This is a genomic window from Bartonella sp. B35(2025) (assembly GCF_053794465.1).
The window spans coordinates 1,316,952-1,334,949 of record NZ_CP200035.1; the positions used below are offsets into that span (position 1 = coordinate 1,316,952).

Here is a 17,998-nt window from a genome sequence, read left to right on the forward strand (position 1 = left end):
GTTATCGCGAAAAAAATAGTACGCATTCGTTTCTATCATCCTTAATAACTTCAACATTTTTTAATATTAAAATTACTTCTTTAGCCACAAATACGAATCACTAACAGCATAAAAAAACGGCATAAAAGCCGCTTTTTCATAAACTCTCACTACGATAACACTCATTCAGTGGTTTGTTCTTCAGCATCTACTGTAACAGCGGCTACCTTTACTCCTTCAGCAATCTTTACACCTTTTTTTCGATGATCTCTCTTTTCAGCGATACGTGCAGCTTTACCCCTTAAACCACGAAGATAATAGAGCTTCGCACGACGAACTTTACCTCGGCGTACAAGCTCAACACCTTCGATCAAAGGAGAATAAACTGGAAACACACGTTCAACACCTTCACCATAAGAAATTTTGCGAACTGTAAAAGTTTCATTCACGCTGCCCCCTGAACGCGCAATACAAATTCCTTCATAAGCCTGAATACGTGTCCGTGTACCTTCCGTTACGCGTACCATGACACGTACTGTATCTCCTGCTTGAAATGCAGGTAATTTACGTTTTTCTTCAATTTTTGCGCATTGTTCAGCTTCAAGCTGCGCGATAATATTCATTTCTTTTATCCTTTATGTTTTTATTAAATAGTCAGAGCGCTCAACTCTTGCCGAAAAAAGCTTTTTCACACATAGAAAAAAAGAAGTTCTTCAAGCCATGCTTTAACACAGGAGCGAATATACCATTCCTTAATTTTGGATCCACAGAAAGCTCATATATTAGGAATAATTTTCTAATAAAGTGTGTTATGCGATACACCATCTCGTTAAATGAATCAAGTTTTCCGATGATTTTTATTATAAAGGGCATAAAGATCAGGACGACGTTGACGTGTTAATAATTCAGCTTGCTGTTGACGCCAATCAGCAATAGCTTTGTGATGCCCTGATGTTAACACTGATGGAATACTACGCCCCTCAAAAACAGAAGGACGTGTATACTGAGGATACTCAAGCAAATTATTCTCAAAACTTTCACACTCCCCAGAAACCTTATTGCCCATAACCCCTGGTAAAAGACGCACAACAGCATCTAAAAGAACCAACGCAGCCGCTTCTCCACCTGAAAGAATATAATCTCCAATAGATACTTCTTCTAGTTCTCGTGCTTCTATTACCCGTTCATCTATCCCTTCAAAACGCCCACAAACCAGTGTCACTCCTGAACCAGACGCCAAAGAACGTGCATAAGCTTGATTAAAAGGTCGCCCTCGCGGGCTCATCAACAACCTTGGTAAGTCATGTGGAAAATTATCAAGCGCAGCCGCTAACACATCTGCCCGCATTACCATACCAGCACCCCCACCAGCCGGTGTATCATCAACACTGTGATGTTTATCTAAAGCGAAATCTCTAATCTGTACTGTATCCAAAGACCATATCCCCCGCTCTAAAGCTTGCCCTGCTAAGGAATATCCCAAAAATCCAGGAAAAATTTCAGGATAAAGTGTTAACACACGTGCTTGAAATCTCATTCTTGCATTCCTTCATTTTCATTTTTTAAGTTTAGGTTCTTCTCTCCTTTTATCACTCTTTTCCTCATTGCACGTATGATTTAAACCTGCTGCCAAGGGATCAACAACAAGAAAACCAGAAGTAACATAAATTTCTGGTACTGCTGCTTTACTAAACGGAATGAGTGCAGTTTTGCTTGTGCTTAAACGTATTTCAAGCAAATCACCAGCACCAAAATTAAAAAAACCACTTACCTCACCTAAGATTTTACCTCCATAATCTTGGACACGCAGCCCAATTAAATCTATTTGATAAAACTCACCTTCAGCCAAATCATTAACTAATTGATCACGTGTAATATAAAGACGAGTTCCCTTTAAGGTCTCTGCAACACTGCGCTCTTCAACCCCTTTAAAATGCACAATCGCATTACTCTTTTGCACACGAAGAGTTACGATCTCATAAGAACGCCCCATGTCATCATAAAGGATACCATAAACCTTTAAACGTTGTGGTTTGGCACTTAAAACCTTAACCACAACATCCCCCTTTATGCCATGAGCTGAACTAATAATAGCAAGATAGACTTTATTTTTAAGATTTTTTCTATTATGTTCCATGTAGAGATATCACCTTTTAAAAACAAACCCTTGAAAAAAAACCTTAAGTCTCATAATTTCCTATTAAATCTTGTTGCCATATCATAAATTTTTCGAAAAGATTTTTTTGGTAAAAAATAAATTAATAAAAAAGGAGAAGCCCTATGGCAAATATTATGCTCTTTTATAAAGACATTACCCCAATTAACAAAGTGACTCATAAAAACCTAAAATTCTCTCCTCCAAGTGATATGTCTTTTGCCAAAGACACCCACTGGGTTCCTTTAGCAAGCAGCGAATATTTTCAAGCCGCTCTAGACTATCCAATTTTATTTATGTGTGCAGAAGACGAACAAAAGAAAAAGCACTATACATCTGTTGCTCTTGTAGGTCTTTCTAACGATGAAAATGATTACATCACCTCTGATAAAAATTGGAAACGGAATACTTATATTCCTGCTTTTGTCCGTCGCTATCCTTTTGTTTTTGCACAACTTCATAATGAGAAAGAACTTTCTGTGTGCTTTGATCAGCAATCAGGTATGTTTAATGAGGTTGCAGGAATAGAACTCTTCAATTCAGATGGATCTATTTCACCTTTTACAGAAGAACGTATTCATTTTCTTGAAGGCTTTAAAATTGCTATGGAGAAAACTGCCGAATTTATTGATGCCCTTGTGGATATGGATCTTTTAAGCCAAAAGTCAATTAATGTCAAAAATGACAAAGGTCTCTCGGCACAATTAGAACATTTCTGGCTCGTTGATGAAGAAAAACTAAATAAACTATCCGCTCACCAACTCGCTAAATTGCATAAAAATGGCTTTTTAGGATGGGTTTTTGCACATCTTATGTCAATAAACAATCTTTCAAAAATACTCTCTTTGAAAAGTGAGAAGCAAATAACTAATGATCAAATAATCAATGATGAAAAGCAACCTCAAAAGAAAGAGACCATAAATTAAAAATGTCCAAAAAAGATGATAGTAGAAAAGATAAAAATATCTTTCTTATTCCAGCAGACTACACTGTCTTAACTGCAAGAAAAAATTGGCTGGATAATCTTATACGAACACGTCGCATGGCTATAAAAACAACACAAGCTTATGAACGTGATACACGGCAGTTTTTATTTTTTCTCTGTACACATCTCGGACATAAACCAACCTTCGATGATCTTGCCAATTTGCGTGTGACTGACTTTCGTGCTTATCTATCTTATCGCCGCACAAACAATATAAGTACTCGCTCTTTAAGTAGGGGAATGGCAGGTTTACGATCTTTTTTCAATTATTTATCCCGTGAAGAAATCGTCCATGTTCCTGCTGCTAAACTTGTTAGAACTCCAAAACATCCAAAATCACTACCAAAACCTTTGACTGTAAAATCAGCACTTAATATAGTCAAACAAGAAAACCAACAGGAAAATGCAGCTTGGATTATTGCCCGTGATGCTGCTGTCTTAGCGCTCCTTTATGGCTGTGGAATGCGGATATCTGAAGCTCTAGCACTTACACCAGAACAATTTTCTGATCCTGGAAAAACAAGCTTATTTATAACTGGAAAAGGTAAAAAAACACGCCTTATCCCTCTTATCAAAGTCGTTTATGAAGCAGTACAAAATTATATCAAATGCTGCCCACATTCCTTAGCAAATAATCAACCAATGTTTCGTGGCGCTCGAGGTGGTACTTTGCAACCAGCCATTATTCAACGCACTATCCGAAATTTACGTGCTAATCTTGGTTTGCCAGAAACCACCACTCCTCATACATTACGCCATTCTTTTGCTACTCATCTTCTATCACGTGGAGGAGATTTACGCACTATCCAAGAACTTCTCGGACACGCCTGTTTATCTACTACACAAGCTTACACCCATGTTGATACAGACCGTTTATTAGCAATCTATCAAAAAGCACATCCCCGTACCTAAAGAACTTTAGAATATGTTAAAGAGATTCAACTTCAAGCATTAAAGCATGAACACATGTTGCTAGCTCTTTCTGTAACGCTTTATAAATTGCCCGATGGCTCTCTACTCGCGTCATACCTGAAAAGGAAGAAGATAGAATTTTTACCCGAAAATGTGTTTCTCCTCTATCATTAAAAGCATGCTCATCAAGAGGATGTCCTTCATGAAGGTGGCTTTCATTAATTACTTCAAGCTTTTGTGGACAAAAAGCTTCTTGGAGCCTCGTCTTGATCATTGTTTGAATAGAAGTAGACATTTTTTATTCCCTCTTAAAATAAACAGTGCAACAAATCTTTTTTGTGGCAAAATGAGTATGAAAATAAATTTTTCAAAAGTCAATTCTTGTCAAATCGATTGATTTTGCATAAACCAGAGATATGGCAACAACATCTAAATTATTTGACTCAATCCGAATTAGCTCTGGTAAAAAAGCACGAGCCGAATCACAAACACAGCAATGCCAATGGCAAGATTGTGAAAAAGCAGGCACACATAAAGCACCAGCAGGCCGAAATCATGAAGGAAAATATCTATATTTTTGTATCGATCATGTGCGTACTTATAATAAAAATTTTAATTACTTCTCTGGTCTTAGCGACAAAGATATCGCAAAGTTCCAAAAAGATGCCCTTACGGGACATCGCCCAACATGGCCAACCGACCTTAGTAATAGCATATCGAAAAAAACAGCTACAAACTATGCTAAAATCCGCTCTGGAACAGCTGCTTATCAAAACCGTATACGTGAACCATTCACTTTATTTACCGAACGTTCAAAAAATACTTTCTCACGAAAATTAAAACCTTTAGAAGCTAAAGCTTTTGATACATTGGGATTACAAGCAAATGCTTCTGCTAAAGATATCAAAATGAAATATAAAGAGCTGGTCAAAAAACATCATCCTGATTCCAATGGTGGTAACCGATCTTCAGAAGAGCGCTTTCGCGATGTTTTGTATGCTTATAATTTACTAAAAAAATCTGGCCTATGCTAAGGGAAGTGCATTCTATACGAAATGTTCTTATTTAAACTATAATCGTTTTTGTAAAATACTATGAAATTATGTGGTAAAGTACCACTGTCAGACTAAAGACTCTTTTTTTATATATCATTGCATAAATACTCTAACTCTTGTATCGTTTTTCAACGAATAAAAATAAACAGCGCACTTCCTTCCAGAATAACAATGGCAAAAACAAAACTCATAACCAAAAATACACCCGATATTACACTTTGCGCATGTGATCTATTTAATATTGATACAGACATAAAAGTACCTGCTTTTAGTATAAAAACCCCTCATGTTCCTGATTTAGATCCTAATTATCTTTTTGATCAGCAAACAACTTTAGCAATTTTAGCAGGCTTCACATTTAACCGCCGTGTTATGGTTTCCGGTTATCACGGTACAGGTAAATCAACACATATTGAACAAATTGCTGCACGCCTAAACTGGCCTTGCATTCGAATTAATCTTGACAGCCATGTCAGCCGTATCGACTTAATTGGAAAAGATGCTATTGTTTTGAAAGATGGGCTACAAATTACCGAATTTAAAGAGGGAATTTTGCCATGGGCTTATCAAAATAATATTGCCCTTGTTTTTGATGAATATGATGCAGGTCGACCTGATGTCATGTTTGTTATTCAACGCGTTCTTGAAGCCTCTGGGCAACTCAGCTTGCTTGATCAAAGCCGTGTTATCACCCCCCATCCAGCATTTCGTCTTTTTGCAACCGCTAATACTATCGGACTTGGCGATACAACAGGACTCTATCATGGTACACAACAAATCAACCAAGCTCAAATGGATCGCTGGTCTATTGTGACAATACTAAATTATTTACCTCATGATAAAGAAGTTGACATCATTTGTTCAAAGGTCAAACCCTTTCAAACAACTGAAGGTAAAAAAACAATTTCAAAAATGGTGCATGTTGCTAATATGATACGCAAATCATTTACTAATGGAGATCTTTCAACTGTCATGAGCCCACGTACTGTCATTACTTGGGCAGAAAATACCACAATTTTTCAAAATGTTGGCTTTGCCTTTCGACTAACTTTTCTTAATAAATGTGATGAACTTGAACGCTCCATTGTTACAGAATTTTATCAACGTGTTTTTGGAGAAGAGCTTCCCGAATCGCTCATTCATGGTGTTTTACCTTGAAGGATACGTCAATCATAGCTACAGAAGCCAGCGATAACAACCCAAATCTGATGGATAACTCTCTTACCAATACCTTTGATACTAAATCTTTTAAAAAAGCCATTTCTACCTGTATGCGCGCTATTGCTGGCACACACGACCTTGAAATCTCCTTTAGTCACAACAGACTATCACTAAATGGAAATTCAGTGCGTTTACCAGAACTACCACAACCCACAACGAATAAAGATATAGCTGTTATCCGTGGATTAGGTGATTCTATAGCATTACACAAAGCATGGCATGATCATCGTATCCACAAGCACTTTGCTCCAGTAGAATCAGAAGCACTCGCCGTCTTTGATGCTCTTGAACAAACACGTGTTGAAGCAATCGGTATTTTAGCCATGGAAGGAATTGCACAAAATCTTGATATAATGCTCGCTGATAAATATCAAAAAACTCATTATCAAAAAATTAGCACACAAAGTGAAGCCCCCATACAAGAAGCGATTGCACTTTTATTGCGTGAAAAGATAACAAAACGTCCCACTCCAAAAGAAGCTAAACCTATATTAGAATTATGGCGTCACTCAATCGAGCAAAAAGCTGCAGCAGAACTTAATCAGCTCACACACCATATTCACAACCAATATGCTTTTGCACGTATCACCCGCCAAATACTTTTTGCACTCAAAATGGCAGTTAAATTGGAGGAAAATACCGACAATATAAATAAAAAAAAATTGGTAAATGAAAGTAAAGTACAAAATAAAAAAGAAGAAAAAAGCAAAAATAAAAAACATACCCAAAGTGAAAAACAAAAAGCCATAGAACAAAAAAATGATGCGCAAGAAAAAGAAAAAGCGCAAGCTGCTCAATTAAATGATGATGCAAAAACCGAAAAAAAGCAAAAAAAACCTTGCCAAGAAAAACCAAGCAGATCCAAACGCTTTCTTACTATTTCAAGCTCAATAGAAGAATTGGGCGATTATAAAATTTTTACCCGTCAATTTGATGAAATTCTAGAAGCAACCGATTTTTGCACTGAAAGTGAATTAGATCATTTACGTCGTAACCTTGACCAACAGCTTAACCATCTTCAAAGCATTGTTGGGCGTTTAGCAAATCGCCTACAACGCCGCCTCATGGCACAACAAAATCGTGCTTGGAATTTTGATCTTGAGGAAGGATATCTGGATACAACACGACTGTCACGTCTTATTATTGATCCAATGCAACCTCTCTCTTTTAAAATGGAAAGCAATACCCAATTTCGTGATACAATTGTTTCATTACTTATTGATAATTCAGGATCAATGAGAGGGCGGCCAATTACTGTTGCAGCAAGCTGCGCAGATATTTTAGCACAAACGCTTGAACGTTGTGGAATTAAAGTTGAAATTTTAGGCTTTACTACCAAAGCTTGGAAAGGTGGAAAAGCACGCGAAGAATGGATAAATCACAACAAACCACATCACCCAGGACGCCTCAACGATTTGTGCCATATTATCTATAAAAATGCTGATACACCATGGCGTCGTGCTCGGCGCAATTTAGGTTTAATGATGCAGGAAGGACTGCTGAAAGAAAATATCGATGGTGAAGCACTTATTTGGGCTCATCAACGCCTTTTATTACGGCGTGAACAACGTCGCATTCTCATGGTCATTTCTGATGGCGCACCTGTTGACGACTCAACACTATCCGTAAATTGCAGCAATTATCTTGAAAAACATTTACGTACCGTAATCCAAGAAATCCAAACACATTCACCTATAGAACTCATTGCCATTGGAATTGGTCATGATGTCACACGTTATTATCAACGTGCTGTAACAATTATGAATGCTGAAGAATTAGCTAACGCCATAACAGAACAATTGGCAACACTTTTTAGTGATAAAAGAGCCTAGCTTAAACATAGAATTTAAAAATATAAATACTCAAATCAGTAAGCTTAAGCATATTAATACCAACATGTTTGTGCCCTCACAACACTTGCACACAAACAAAGGCTCTAAAATATTGCTACACACAAATACATCCTTAGATATAAAATATTTCTTTTTCAAAAAAATCCGAAAGGAAAATAATACTCCCTATAAGTGAACTATGAATATAACCAGATAAAGGTAAAAGAATCAGAAAAGCAGGAACAAAAAACAAAGTCGTATTCAAAAATAAAATGACCAATGCTACTATTTAATATGCCCTCTATCATACTTTACATCGCAACTAAATAAAGATGATCATATCAAGAAGTTATCAAAATAAAATGCTGAACTAGAAGTAATCACAAAACATAATGTGATCAACATTTAAGAATAAAAAAACAGTGTAAACAATATACTATTCTGCCGCTGAATCAAAGCAAGCGATCAAATCATCGTGTAAAAAAGCAATCAGATAGGTAATCAGAAATTCATTTAAATCAGCAACACAGAATACTGAGCCAAAATATTAAAAATGGTCACAGAAAAATACATAGCAAATCTAGAAAAACACCTTTTCCCTTTTGCTATGCTAACAAAAGACCATACACTGAAAATGCTTCTTAAACTTTGGTAATGGAATCAATGAAATACAATAACAAAGCAAAAAAGATACTCTCTGAAATGAGAATAAACGATCAAACATCGTAATTTATCTTTGGTTATTACGATGCTTGTTCAGCCTTTTTTTTAACAATTTGGCGTTTTAATAAACGCGCACGTTGTGACAATTCTTTGTTATCAGCTTTGACTAAAAAACTATCAAGACCACCACGGTGCTCAACAGAACGTAAAGCATTTGCTGAAACACGCAAACGATAACTTTGCTGCAATACTTCCGAAATCAATGTCACATTACAAAGATTTGGTAAAAAACGACGACGGGTTTTATTGTTTGCATGGCTAACATTATTGCCATACTGAACTGTTTTCCCTGTCAATTCGCAGGCACGAGACATAAACTTCACCTTTAAACTTTAAGAAATTCTTAAACCCCAATCCCAGCAAAACAGAATGAACGTAAAGGATACACAACATCGTTTTGAACAAACCCCATTGGGAAGTTGTATTTCTAATAAGATGTCAACAACAAAAGGTCAAGTCTTTTCTTTTGTAGAGCTTTTGTGCCCTTGACCAGTTAATTCTCTTCTCTTTTTTGGTCAAAAATATACAAAATGTTTATTTTTAACACCTACTATGTTAGAAAGAACTTTTAAATCATAAGGAGAATAAATAACTCCATGTCGCAGATTACCCTATGAAAGAACCTAAATACAAACATATCAGTTTTTCTTCGCTTCTTTTTAGTATTTTATGCTTGTGTTTTTTCTTTCTCTTCAGTGCGTTAGGTGTGTGGCAAATACAGCGATTAAACTGGAAAACAAATCTGATTACTAGCGCTAACCAGCGTGTTCATTTACCTCCTGTTAAAGCACCATCCAAAAATCAATGGGCACATGTTACTTTCGATAAAGATGAGTATCGCCCTGTCATCATAACGGGAAAATTTCTACAAGGTAAAAATATTCTCGTCAATGCTATTGCTCAAAATACTAGTGGTTATTGGGTCTTGACTCCTTTACAAACAGAAGATAATACATTGATCTTTGTGAATCGTGGTTTTATTCCTATGGATACACGCCATCACTTTCAAGACTCTGAACAATTGCATATAAACAACGCAACTAATCAAAATTTTGCTACGAGTACAGAGCAAACTACAATCATAGGCCTTTTACGAATGAGTGAGAAAAATAGTTTTTTTCCGCGCAAGAATAATCCTGACAACAATTTGTGGTATACACGAGATCTCCCCGCTATGGCACAAAAACTTGGCTTATCTACTGTTGCTCCTTATTTTATTGATGCCGGGAAAAAAACAGCTAAACAGGATCCCCTTCCTATTGCTGGTCTAACTGTTATACACTTTCAAAACAATCATCTTATCTATGCTATTACCTGGTTTATCTTAGCTGCTGGCGTTCTGAGTGCCTCTCTTTTTTTGTTACGACAAAAAAACTAAAAAGACGCAAAAGAATATCCCACCATAAATAAATTTCTCGAATATTTTTATTTTAAAAACGTGCATTTTATAATAAAATTTTATTAAATTATTACATTGAAAATATTATATATTTTTAGCTTAATTTTCAAAAATAATAGTAATAACCATTATCAAGATATACGAACATTTTCTATCTCATAGCTAGACTTTGCAAGCTTGGAACAAAACCTTCCCGCAATCAAATATAAAATAATGATCCATAATCAAACATACGACAAAGCATTTATCAAAAATCAAAAAGATTTATGCAAATAATTTCGCGCAATCGAATCAATATCACAACGATTAATACCAACATCATTAAGCTCACGTGTTGAAAGATGACTCAATACATTAACTGTTCGACGATAACGACGCCAATTAATATAAAATATGCAGAATATTCATATCTTTCATCCAAATCTTATATCAAGCTATTTTAGGATAAAAGATAGAGCAAATTATAAAAAAGAGTCATACTATAAACGCATATTTGATATATTTGCAGCATAAAAAGCTTGTTTAAAACTTATCTTGCGTAAAAAATTAATCACCAAAAATAAAGCTGTTAATGGCGGAAATGCCGCACACCTGTAAAAACCATGGCTAAACCATGCGCATCAGCTGCAGCAATAACTTCTTCATCACGCATTGATCCTCCTGGTTGAATAACCGCCGTTGCACCAGCTTCAGCAGCTATCAATAGACCATCCGCAAAAGGAAAAAATGCATCTGATGCAACCACTGATCCCTTCGTAGGAGATTCTGTTAAGCCTGCTCTTTGTGCACTCTCTTCAGCTTTACGTGCAGCAATTTTAGCTGAATCGATACGGCTCATCTGACCCGCACCAATTCCAACTGTTGCACTATTTTTTGCATAAACAATAGCATTTGATTTGATATGTTTCACCACACGAAAAGCAAATTGGAGATCGCGCATCTCATCTTGACTTGGAACCCGCTTTGTCACCACTTTCAGTTTTAGATCATCAACAACCACGTTATCACGCGACTGCACTAAGATTCCCCCTGCAATTGTTTTGGCAATCATTCCCCCACAACGTGGATCAGGTAAACCACCTGTAATCAGCAAACGAAGATTTTTTTTCTGAGCTAAAATTTTACATGCATCCCTTGTTGCATCAGGAGCAATGACCACTTCTGTGAAAATCTTGACAATTTCTTCAGCACATTCTTCATCAAGAGACTGATTGAAAGCAATAATTCCACCAAATGCCGACACATTATCACACATAAGAGCCTTTAAATAAGCTTCCTTTAAACTCCGCCCTTCTGCAACACCACAAGGATTGGCATGTTTAACAAAAGCAACAGCAGCAGTTTTTTGGGGATCAAATTCTGCCACAAGTTCAAATGCTGCATCTGTGTCATTCATATTGTTATAAGAAAGTGCTTTACCTTGCAAAAGTTTTGCTGTTGCAACACCAAAATGTTTATCACGACTACGATAAAACGCCGCGTGTTGATGTGGATTTTCTCCATAGCGCATAACATTTTCAAGATTACCAGAAAAACTTTGCCAAGATGGTGTTTTAATTTTTAAATCTTTTGCAAACCATTCTGCTATCGCCGCATCATAAGCAGCCGTACGTGCATAAGCACGCATCGCTAACTGACGCCGCATGAAAAAGCTTAAACACCCATTATGCTGCTTTAATTCAGCTAAAACTGAATCATAATCACTAACTGCTGTTACAACACCAGTATAAGCATGATTCTTCGCTGCAGCACGAATCATTGCCGGTCCACCGATATCAATATTTTCAAGAATTATTTGTTTATCAACCTCAGATTGAGAAGTCTCTTCAAAAGGATAAAGATTTATAACCAAAAGATCAATTCCATTGATACCGTGCCGCTCCATTGCAGCTGAATGATCAGGATTCTGTCTTACTCCTAATAAAGCACCATGAATCAAAGGATGAAGTGTTTTTACACGCCCATCCATTATTTCTGGAAAGCCTGTAACTTCAGCAACATCTTTTACAGGTAAACCCGCAGCCATTAATACTTTGGCTGTTCCCCCTGTTGAAATCAATTCAATGCCGTAAACATGAAGCACTTTTGCAAACTCAACCAAACCCGTTTTATCAAACACAGAAAGAAGAGCACGACGAACTTGATGAAGATCAGGTATGGAAAAATTTTTTGTAACAACACCCATAAAAGGAATCCCAAAAATTAAAGTGCCTAACATTCATACAAAATGAATTTAATGTATTGGTAGCACACGCCTTTATCAAAATATACAGCAAAAATAGAACAATATTCTTTTAACACATCACATAAAAAATAGCGCCATCTTTATCCATATTATCTACCTTTATCCATACTAAATCGAATTACTGTTCTAACTGGCGACGAACAAAACGCCAACGAACTTTTTCTTGGACTGCAGGGTGAAAATACAAAACAATCTGTTGTGTACGTTGTGGACCTGTTAATTCAGCAAAATCAATCGAATCTTCAAGGTAAATATCAGCGTCAGGTGATATAAAATACCATGCTTGCCCCCCTTCTACAGCTAAACGTACAGAATTACCATTATAGCTAACCTCAACACGTGGATGAAGATGAAATCGTATAGCAACGCTATTCTTTTCATTTTGAACTATTTTATGTCTATTTGACTGCCTGTTGTATGGAGTAAAAAAGCGATCAAAACCTTCGATCATCGCTCCATTTGTCGCTAAAATAAGACCACGTTCATAAACAAGATTAAAAGGTCGCATATAACCATCATGGCTAGCAATAAAGCCAATCCTCTCTGAATCTTCTATACGCTGTACCTTAACATCCGTCGGTCCCTCAAGTAAAGAAGTACCACCACCACCCTTTTTTTGACGAAAAATACCTACTGAATGATTATTAACCGTCGCTGTTGAATGTGCTGCAGTGATCCGCCCCAAATGTCGATACTCTTCACGCCCATAAGGATTAACACCCGCATTAATAATAAAGCGGCTTCCTTGTGAAGACATTTCAAAAGATAAACACCCCGAACAAGCATGCTCTGCAGCAAAGTGCGGTGGAAATTTTCCTGTATCCGCAAGCACTGTTGTTTGATTAGCTTGTAACCGTTGAAACCCTGAGTAACGTGCGTAACTAAAAGGATTCCCCACTGTTTCATCAAGCTCTAAAAGTGCCGATAAACGTTCGGATACAATAGGACCAACTCCATTAAAATGAGCTAATGTTTGATCTTCATGGATAAAAAACCGCAAAGCTGGTAACATTCGCTCAACAGAATCAATTAAAATACGTGGTGCTTTTTCATTGCTATGCATAAAAAGATGACGTAGAGACAATAAATCTGATAATAGATCAAGCAAAATGGCAGGACTACGCGAAATATGACCACCATCAACCAAGATCTGGCGTGAAAGCTCTTCTATGAGATAAGTTTGCACTTTTTTCTTTATTTCTGCGGAAACAGGCAAAGCAAGCGATGCAAATGTCAAAGCTGCTGCTGCTTGTAAACGTTGATCATCGTTTTCCATACTGCAAATCGTTATGCGCAAATAACGAAATTGAAAACCAAGCGCGCGTAAAAAACGCTTTTCGAATCGCTTACTTGCCCCTTTCAACAACATTTGCGAATGGCCAATCCACGAAATTAAGCGCCGTGCCACAACTGGCTCACTCCAAGGAAGCCCTTTTACCTTCTTACCACTATGGTCAATCCAATCCTCTATTAAAGAGCGTGCATGCGCTGCAGCTAAATCACTACCCGCTGCTGTCATATGTCGCAACCAATGAAAATTATGAAGAGCAGCCTCCCATTCTGGTGTTGGTGAAATTAATGAGAAAGGAGAAACAGCACCAGAGTGAACAATATGACCAGCAAAAGCGAAACGACCATGATAAAATTCATGGGCTTTAACTGGATCGGCTAAATACAAATCAACAGGATGTGCTAAAATTTTATGGGGATGAAACCCTGAAAACCGCCAACAAAATAGTGGCCCCATCCATAAACGCCGCAGCAATTTGTGTGCCATATACATAAAGGCAGATGCTCTTATTTGAGGAATTTTTACTGCAACCGCCACAATCTCATCTCCGTACATAGTTGATCTGGCACAATTTCAACTATTTGAGTAAATGAACAGTTAATTAGGCCACTTTCCGAAATCGCGCTGCAAAAAAACCATCCATTCCTAATAATACTTTCTTTTCAGCATCAAAATTTTCATCACAAAAATCAGCAGGTGTTGTGCGCAAAATCCCCTCAATAGAGAGTAAATGTGCCATCATACCCATCTCTTCTTTACAAATAGGCTCTAAAACAATATCATTGCACGTCGATAAAATTCTTTCAATCAGATCTTCACCTTCTTCTTTTGCTAGTGAACAGTTGGAAAAAACAATACGCCCATCTTTTTTTACCAAAGCAACTGCTGACAAAAGTAAATCATATTGTAACGCTGCTAGTTTAACGATATCGTCCATTGATTTAGTCCACAAAATATCTGGATGGCGACGTATTGTTCCTGTAGAAGAACAAGGAGCATCAAGGAGAACTGCATCAAAAAGCTGATTGGGATGAAAATTTTTCACATCCCCCTGCCAATAGCGAACTGAAAAATGGAGACGATCCATATTGGCTTTTAAACGCTTTAACCGATTAGTAGATATATCAATTGCTGTCACATCAGCTCCTTGTAAAGCCAATTGTGCTGTTTTTCCTCCAGGACTCGCACAAAGATCAGCAACTTGTTTTCCACAAATATCTCCGAGTAAACAAGCAGGCAATGATGCTGCAAAATCCTGAACCCACCAAGCCCCTTCTGTATACCCTGGTAAATCAGAAATAGAACAATTCAAATTACTTAACCGAACTGAACCATTAGGCAAAACAACACCACCAAGCCGTTCTGCCCACCCAATATTATCGGATTTTACAGTTAAATCGAGGGGAGGCTCAATACTTTGAATTGCTAAAATCTGATGAGCTTTTTCTGTTCCATAAGCTGACATTAAAAGCTTTTCAAACCACGCCGGAACATTTTCAAAAGTAGGAATTTGCTGGCGTAAAAATACTACCTCACGTGCAACATTACGTAAAAGTGCATTTACCATACCTGCGAAACGATATATACGAGGATCAATTTTAGCCACATGCACTGCCAAATCAATCGTAGCATGATCAGGGATATCAAGATAAAGAATTTGTGCTACACTGATATGTAAAAGATGCTGAAGTGACAATGCTTTTGAAGGCAAAGGCCGTGTCAAAAAGCGCAATAAAACAGCTGTAATTTGTCCCCGATGACGCAACGATGCTCCCAAAATAGCCCGACACAACAAACGATCTCGAGGCGAAAGCCCTAAATACTGTGGGTGTCCATGTTCATTATCTGTTAAACCAGAAAGAGGCGTATGCTTATCAACTACCGCCCCTAAAAGACGAACACACACCTGTCTAACACCTAATCCCGGAATATTCTTTTCGGACACACCCCCCGCTTTCTCGTGTTTCACAATAATACCTTTATGCCTTTATTTCTATAAGAGCTTTATGGTCAAGACTTCTTTGAATCTTCATAACGAAGCCAAGCAGGACGTTTTGTAATTCGCTGAAAATTACTTTTTTCTTGATCGCTTAATATACTAGCTTGAACATTATAATTTGAATCTCTATAGCCTAGATTACTATTTTCCTCATGAAACTTGCCTTTTTCGTTCCACACCATACTTTTGACCATCGATCCTTTCATCTCTTCTGCTTGCCGGCGAAGAGCTGCAATACGATTCGCAGTCGCTGGATGAGTAGAAAAAAGGCTATCAGCTCCTTCACCACTTAAAGGATTGATAATAAACATATGCGCTGTTGCCGGATTATGCTCTGCCTCTTCATTATATACCGTACGTCCACCGCTAGCAATTTTACTCAACGCCGAAGCCAACCATAAAGGATTACCACATATTTCAGCACCCCGCCGATCAGCAGCATATTCACGCGTACGACTAATAGCCATTTGCACCAACATAGCTGCAAAAGGTGCTACAAACAAAGCAATAACACTTCCAAGCATTCCAGCACCATGAGAATTTTCTGAGGAATGGCGTTGTCCTCCCATAAAAAAAGCAAAATTGCCAAGCATTGAAATTGCTCCTGCAATTGTTGCAGTCAGAGTCATTGTTAACGTATCGCGATGCTCAATATGAGCCAGCTCATGAGCCATAACACCAGAAATTTCTTCTACACTCAACTGCTCTAATAACCCAGTACTTGCGGCAACAGCAGCGTTCTGGGGATTACGACCTGTAGCAAAAGCATTCGGCTGTGCACTATCAATAACATAAACTTTTGGCTGAGGAAGAGAAGCTTTTTGAGCTAATTCTCTTACAATTTTATAATAAACTGGTGATGAATACTGATCAACTTCACGAGCACCATACATGCGTAAAACAATTTTATCCGAATTCCAATAAGAAAAAAAGTTTATTCCCCCTGCCATCAAAAATGCCACAACCATACCATTGCTGCCTCCGACGCAATAACCAACCACCATAAAAAGAGCAGTCATAAAAGCTAAAAGTATCGCTGTACGCATTATGTTCATTACTAAAAAAACTCCATGATAAAATATAATTAATACTATATGATGGGATTTTCTTACTACTTCTTCAATGGAATAGAGATATAAAATGAATAAAAAAAATGAGAAAACAAGCAAACAACATGCAACTGCCGATAAACAACAGCCTTTCTCTCCAGAAGCATACCGTGCTCTAAACGAAGCTGCAGAAAGGCGAAAACATGAAACAAATGAAAATAAACCCTTAGAAAATGGCGGACGCGGCGGTAAAGACCCTTCACGCTATGGGGATTGGGAAATTAAAGGCCGCGCCATTGACTTTTAAAAAGTTCAGGTAGATCTCTAAAAAATCATCCCTCCCTTTAAAGAAGATCCATTTTTCCAAGTAAAGATGGATAATACTTGCTTGTTTTAAGTAAAAGCTTTTAAAGACATACTTAATTATAATTGAGAATATTATGCCTCTTCTAACACTGAAGTATTTGCATCTTCAGCAGCCTGCTTCGCTGCAGCTATACGTTCTTGTGCTTTTTTTCCAGGTTCACCTTTGTGTGGATTATTGCGCACAGGACGCTTTTTCAAACCAGCAGCATCCAAAAACCTCAAAACACGATCTGTTGGCTGAGCACCTTGACCAAGCCAATATTGGATACGTTCTTCATTAAGCCTTACACGTGATCCCTCTTTAGGTAACATTGGATCCCATGTACCAACCCTTTCAAGAAACCGACCATCGCGCGGACTACGAGCATCTGCAACAACAATATGATAGTAGGGACGTTTTTTTGAACCTCCACGGGACAAACGAATTTTTAATGCCATATTTTATCTCCTATTGTCAGCTTTAGCTTTCGTTTAAATTTACTTGCTCTGTTTTTTGCTCTTCAGCAATAATTTCATGATTACGCACAACTTCTTTAATAATAAACTTCAAAAATCTCTCAGCAAAATCGGAATCAAGATGACTATCTATAGCCAATTGCCGCAAACGTGCCGCCTGATATTTCTCACGCAGAGGATCCACTGTAGGCAAATCATAACGCGCCTTTAAGCGCCCAATTTCCTTTGTACAACGAAACCGCTCTGCTAAAATATGAATCAACGCTGCATCAAAATTATCAATAGATATTCGTAAACGCGTTAATTCATCTAATATTTTTTTCTGCGTCAT

At 37.4% G+C, this 17,998-nt stretch carries 19 protein-coding genes; 7 read left to right on the forward strand and 12 right to left on the reverse strand.

What is annotated here, in order from left to right; all coding sequences use genetic code 11:
• Positions 1-161: 161 nt before the first annotated feature.
• The 3 genes from rplS to rimM form a co-directional block, all read right to left on the reverse strand.
• Complete coding sequence (gene rplS, locus V4P56_RS05510) at positions 162-602, reverse strand: 50S ribosomal protein L19 (protein ID WP_455481905.1); 441 nt, start codon at positions 600-602, stop codon at positions 162-164.
• Positions 603-817: 215 nt separating this feature from the next.
• Entirely contained in the window at positions 818-1,516 is a 699-nt protein-coding gene (gene trmD, locus V4P56_RS05515; protein ID WP_455481906.1) for a tRNA (guanosine(37)-N1)-methyltransferase TrmD, read from the reverse strand.
• 18 nt (positions 1,517-1,534) lie between these two features.
• Positions 1,535-2,116 (reverse strand): ribosome maturation factor RimM, encoded by a 582-nt coding sequence (rimM, locus tag V4P56_RS05520; protein ID WP_455481907.1) that lies wholly within the window; start codon positions 2,114-2,116, stop codon positions 1,535-1,537.
• A gap of 143 nt (positions 2,117-2,259) precedes the next feature.
• Here rimM and V4P56_RS05525 point away from each other — a divergent pair, with 143 nt between their 5' ends.
• Both V4P56_RS05525 and V4P56_RS05530 read left to right on the forward strand, forming a co-directional pair.
• On the forward strand, positions 2,260-3,060 hold the full coding sequence (locus V4P56_RS05525) for a SapC family protein (protein WP_455481908.1): 801 nt from the start codon (positions 2,260-2,262) through the stop codon (positions 3,058-3,060).
• A gap of 2 nt (positions 3,061-3,062) precedes the next feature.
• Positions 3,063-4,031: a tyrosine recombinase XerC gene (locus V4P56_RS05530; protein WP_455481909.1), complete on the forward strand. Its 969-nt coding sequence runs from the start codon at positions 3,063-3,065 to the stop codon at positions 4,029-4,031.
• A gap of 16 nt (positions 4,032-4,047) precedes the next feature.
• On the opposite strand, the gene V4P56_RS05535 is transcribed toward V4P56_RS05530, so the two are convergent.
• Positions 4,048-4,326, reverse strand: coding sequence for a BolA family protein (locus tag V4P56_RS05535; RefSeq protein WP_455481910.1), 279 nt, complete (start codon positions 4,324-4,326; stop codon positions 4,048-4,050).
• A 121-nt stretch (positions 4,327-4,447) separates the two neighbouring features.
• Between V4P56_RS05535 and V4P56_RS05540 the strand changes: the two genes are divergently transcribed.
• The 3 genes from V4P56_RS05540 (at position 4,448) to cobT (ending at position 8,139) form a co-directional block, all read left to right on the forward strand.
• Positions 4,448-5,065, forward strand: a complete 618-nt coding sequence (locus V4P56_RS05540; protein WP_455481911.1) for a DnaJ domain-containing protein — start codon at positions 4,448-4,450, stop codon at positions 5,063-5,065.
• 192 nt (positions 5,066-5,257) lie between these two features.
• The gene (cobS, locus tag V4P56_RS05545; protein ID WP_455481912.1) at positions 5,258-6,244 is read left to right on the forward strand and encodes a cobaltochelatase subunit CobS; all 987 of its coding nucleotides are present in this window, start codon (positions 5,258-5,260) and stop codon (positions 6,242-6,244) included.
• A 50-nt stretch (positions 6,245-6,294) separates the two neighbouring features.
• Positions 6,295-8,139 (forward strand): cobaltochelatase subunit CobT, encoded by a 1,845-nt coding sequence (cobT, locus tag V4P56_RS05550; protein ID WP_455482671.1) that lies wholly within the window; start codon positions 6,295-6,297, stop codon positions 8,137-8,139.
• Between the two features lie 743 nt (positions 8,140-8,882).
• On the opposite strand, the gene rpmB is transcribed toward cobT, so the two are convergent.
• Positions 8,883-9,176 carry a 50S ribosomal protein L28 gene (rpmB, locus tag V4P56_RS05555; RefSeq protein WP_455481913.1) on the reverse strand — a complete coding sequence of 98 codons (294 nt, stop codon included), beginning with the start codon at positions 9,174-9,176 and terminating at the stop codon, positions 8,883-8,885.
• A 299-nt stretch (positions 9,177-9,475) separates the two neighbouring features.
• On the opposite strand from rpmB, the gene V4P56_RS05560 reads away from it, so the two are divergent.
• Positions 9,476-10,240, forward strand: a complete 765-nt coding sequence (locus tag V4P56_RS05560; RefSeq protein ID WP_455481914.1) for an SURF1 family protein — start codon at positions 9,476-9,478, stop codon at positions 10,238-10,240.
• 275 nt (positions 10,241-10,515) lie between these two features.
• Here V4P56_RS05560 and V4P56_RS05565 read toward each other — a convergent pair whose 3' ends face one another.
• The 5 genes from V4P56_RS05565 to htpX form a co-directional block, all read right to left on the reverse strand.
• A complete protein-coding gene (locus tag V4P56_RS05565) occupies positions 10,516-10,665 on the reverse strand; it encodes a DUF1127 domain-containing protein (RefSeq protein ID WP_455482672.1) in 150 nt (49 codons plus the stop codon).
• Between the two features lie 164 nt (positions 10,666-10,829).
• On the reverse strand, positions 10,830-12,446 hold the full coding sequence (gene purH / locus V4P56_RS05570; protein WP_455481915.1) for a bifunctional phosphoribosylaminoimidazolecarboxamide formyltransferase/IMP cyclohydrolase: 1,617 nt from the start codon (positions 12,444-12,446) through the stop codon (positions 10,830-10,832).
• Between the two features lie 178 nt (positions 12,447-12,624).
• Positions 12,625-14,352, reverse strand: coding sequence for a heparinase II/III family protein (locus tag V4P56_RS05575; RefSeq protein ID WP_455481916.1), 1,728 nt, complete (start codon positions 14,350-14,352; stop codon positions 12,625-12,627).
• 46 nt (positions 14,353-14,398) lie between these two features.
• On the reverse strand, positions 14,399-15,766 hold the full coding sequence (locus tag V4P56_RS05580) for an RsmB/NOP family class I SAM-dependent RNA methyltransferase (RefSeq protein WP_455481917.1): 1,368 nt from the start codon (positions 15,764-15,766) through the stop codon (positions 14,399-14,401).
• Between the two features lie 41 nt (positions 15,767-15,807).
• Complete coding sequence (gene htpX / locus V4P56_RS05585) at positions 15,808-16,851, reverse strand: zinc metalloprotease HtpX (protein WP_455481918.1); 1,044 nt, start codon at positions 16,849-16,851, stop codon at positions 15,808-15,810.
• A gap of 85 nt (positions 16,852-16,936) precedes the next feature.
• Here htpX and V4P56_RS05590 point away from each other — a divergent pair, with 85 nt between their 5' ends.
• On the forward strand, positions 16,937-17,152 hold the full coding sequence (locus V4P56_RS05590; protein ID WP_455481919.1) for a DUF1674 domain-containing protein: 216 nt from the start codon (positions 16,937-16,939) through the stop codon (positions 17,150-17,152).
• 131 nt (positions 17,153-17,283) lie between these two features.
• Here V4P56_RS05590 and rpsP read toward each other — a convergent pair whose 3' ends face one another.
• Both rpsP and V4P56_RS05600 read right to left on the reverse strand, forming a co-directional pair.
• Entirely contained in the window at positions 17,284-17,649 is a 366-nt protein-coding gene (gene rpsP / locus V4P56_RS05595; RefSeq protein WP_455481920.1) for a 30S ribosomal protein S16, read from the reverse strand.
• 22 nt (positions 17,650-17,671) lie between these two features.
• Positions 17,672-17,998 (reverse strand): chorismate mutase, encoded by a 327-nt coding sequence (locus V4P56_RS05600; protein WP_455481921.1) that lies wholly within the window; start codon positions 17,996-17,998, stop codon positions 17,672-17,674.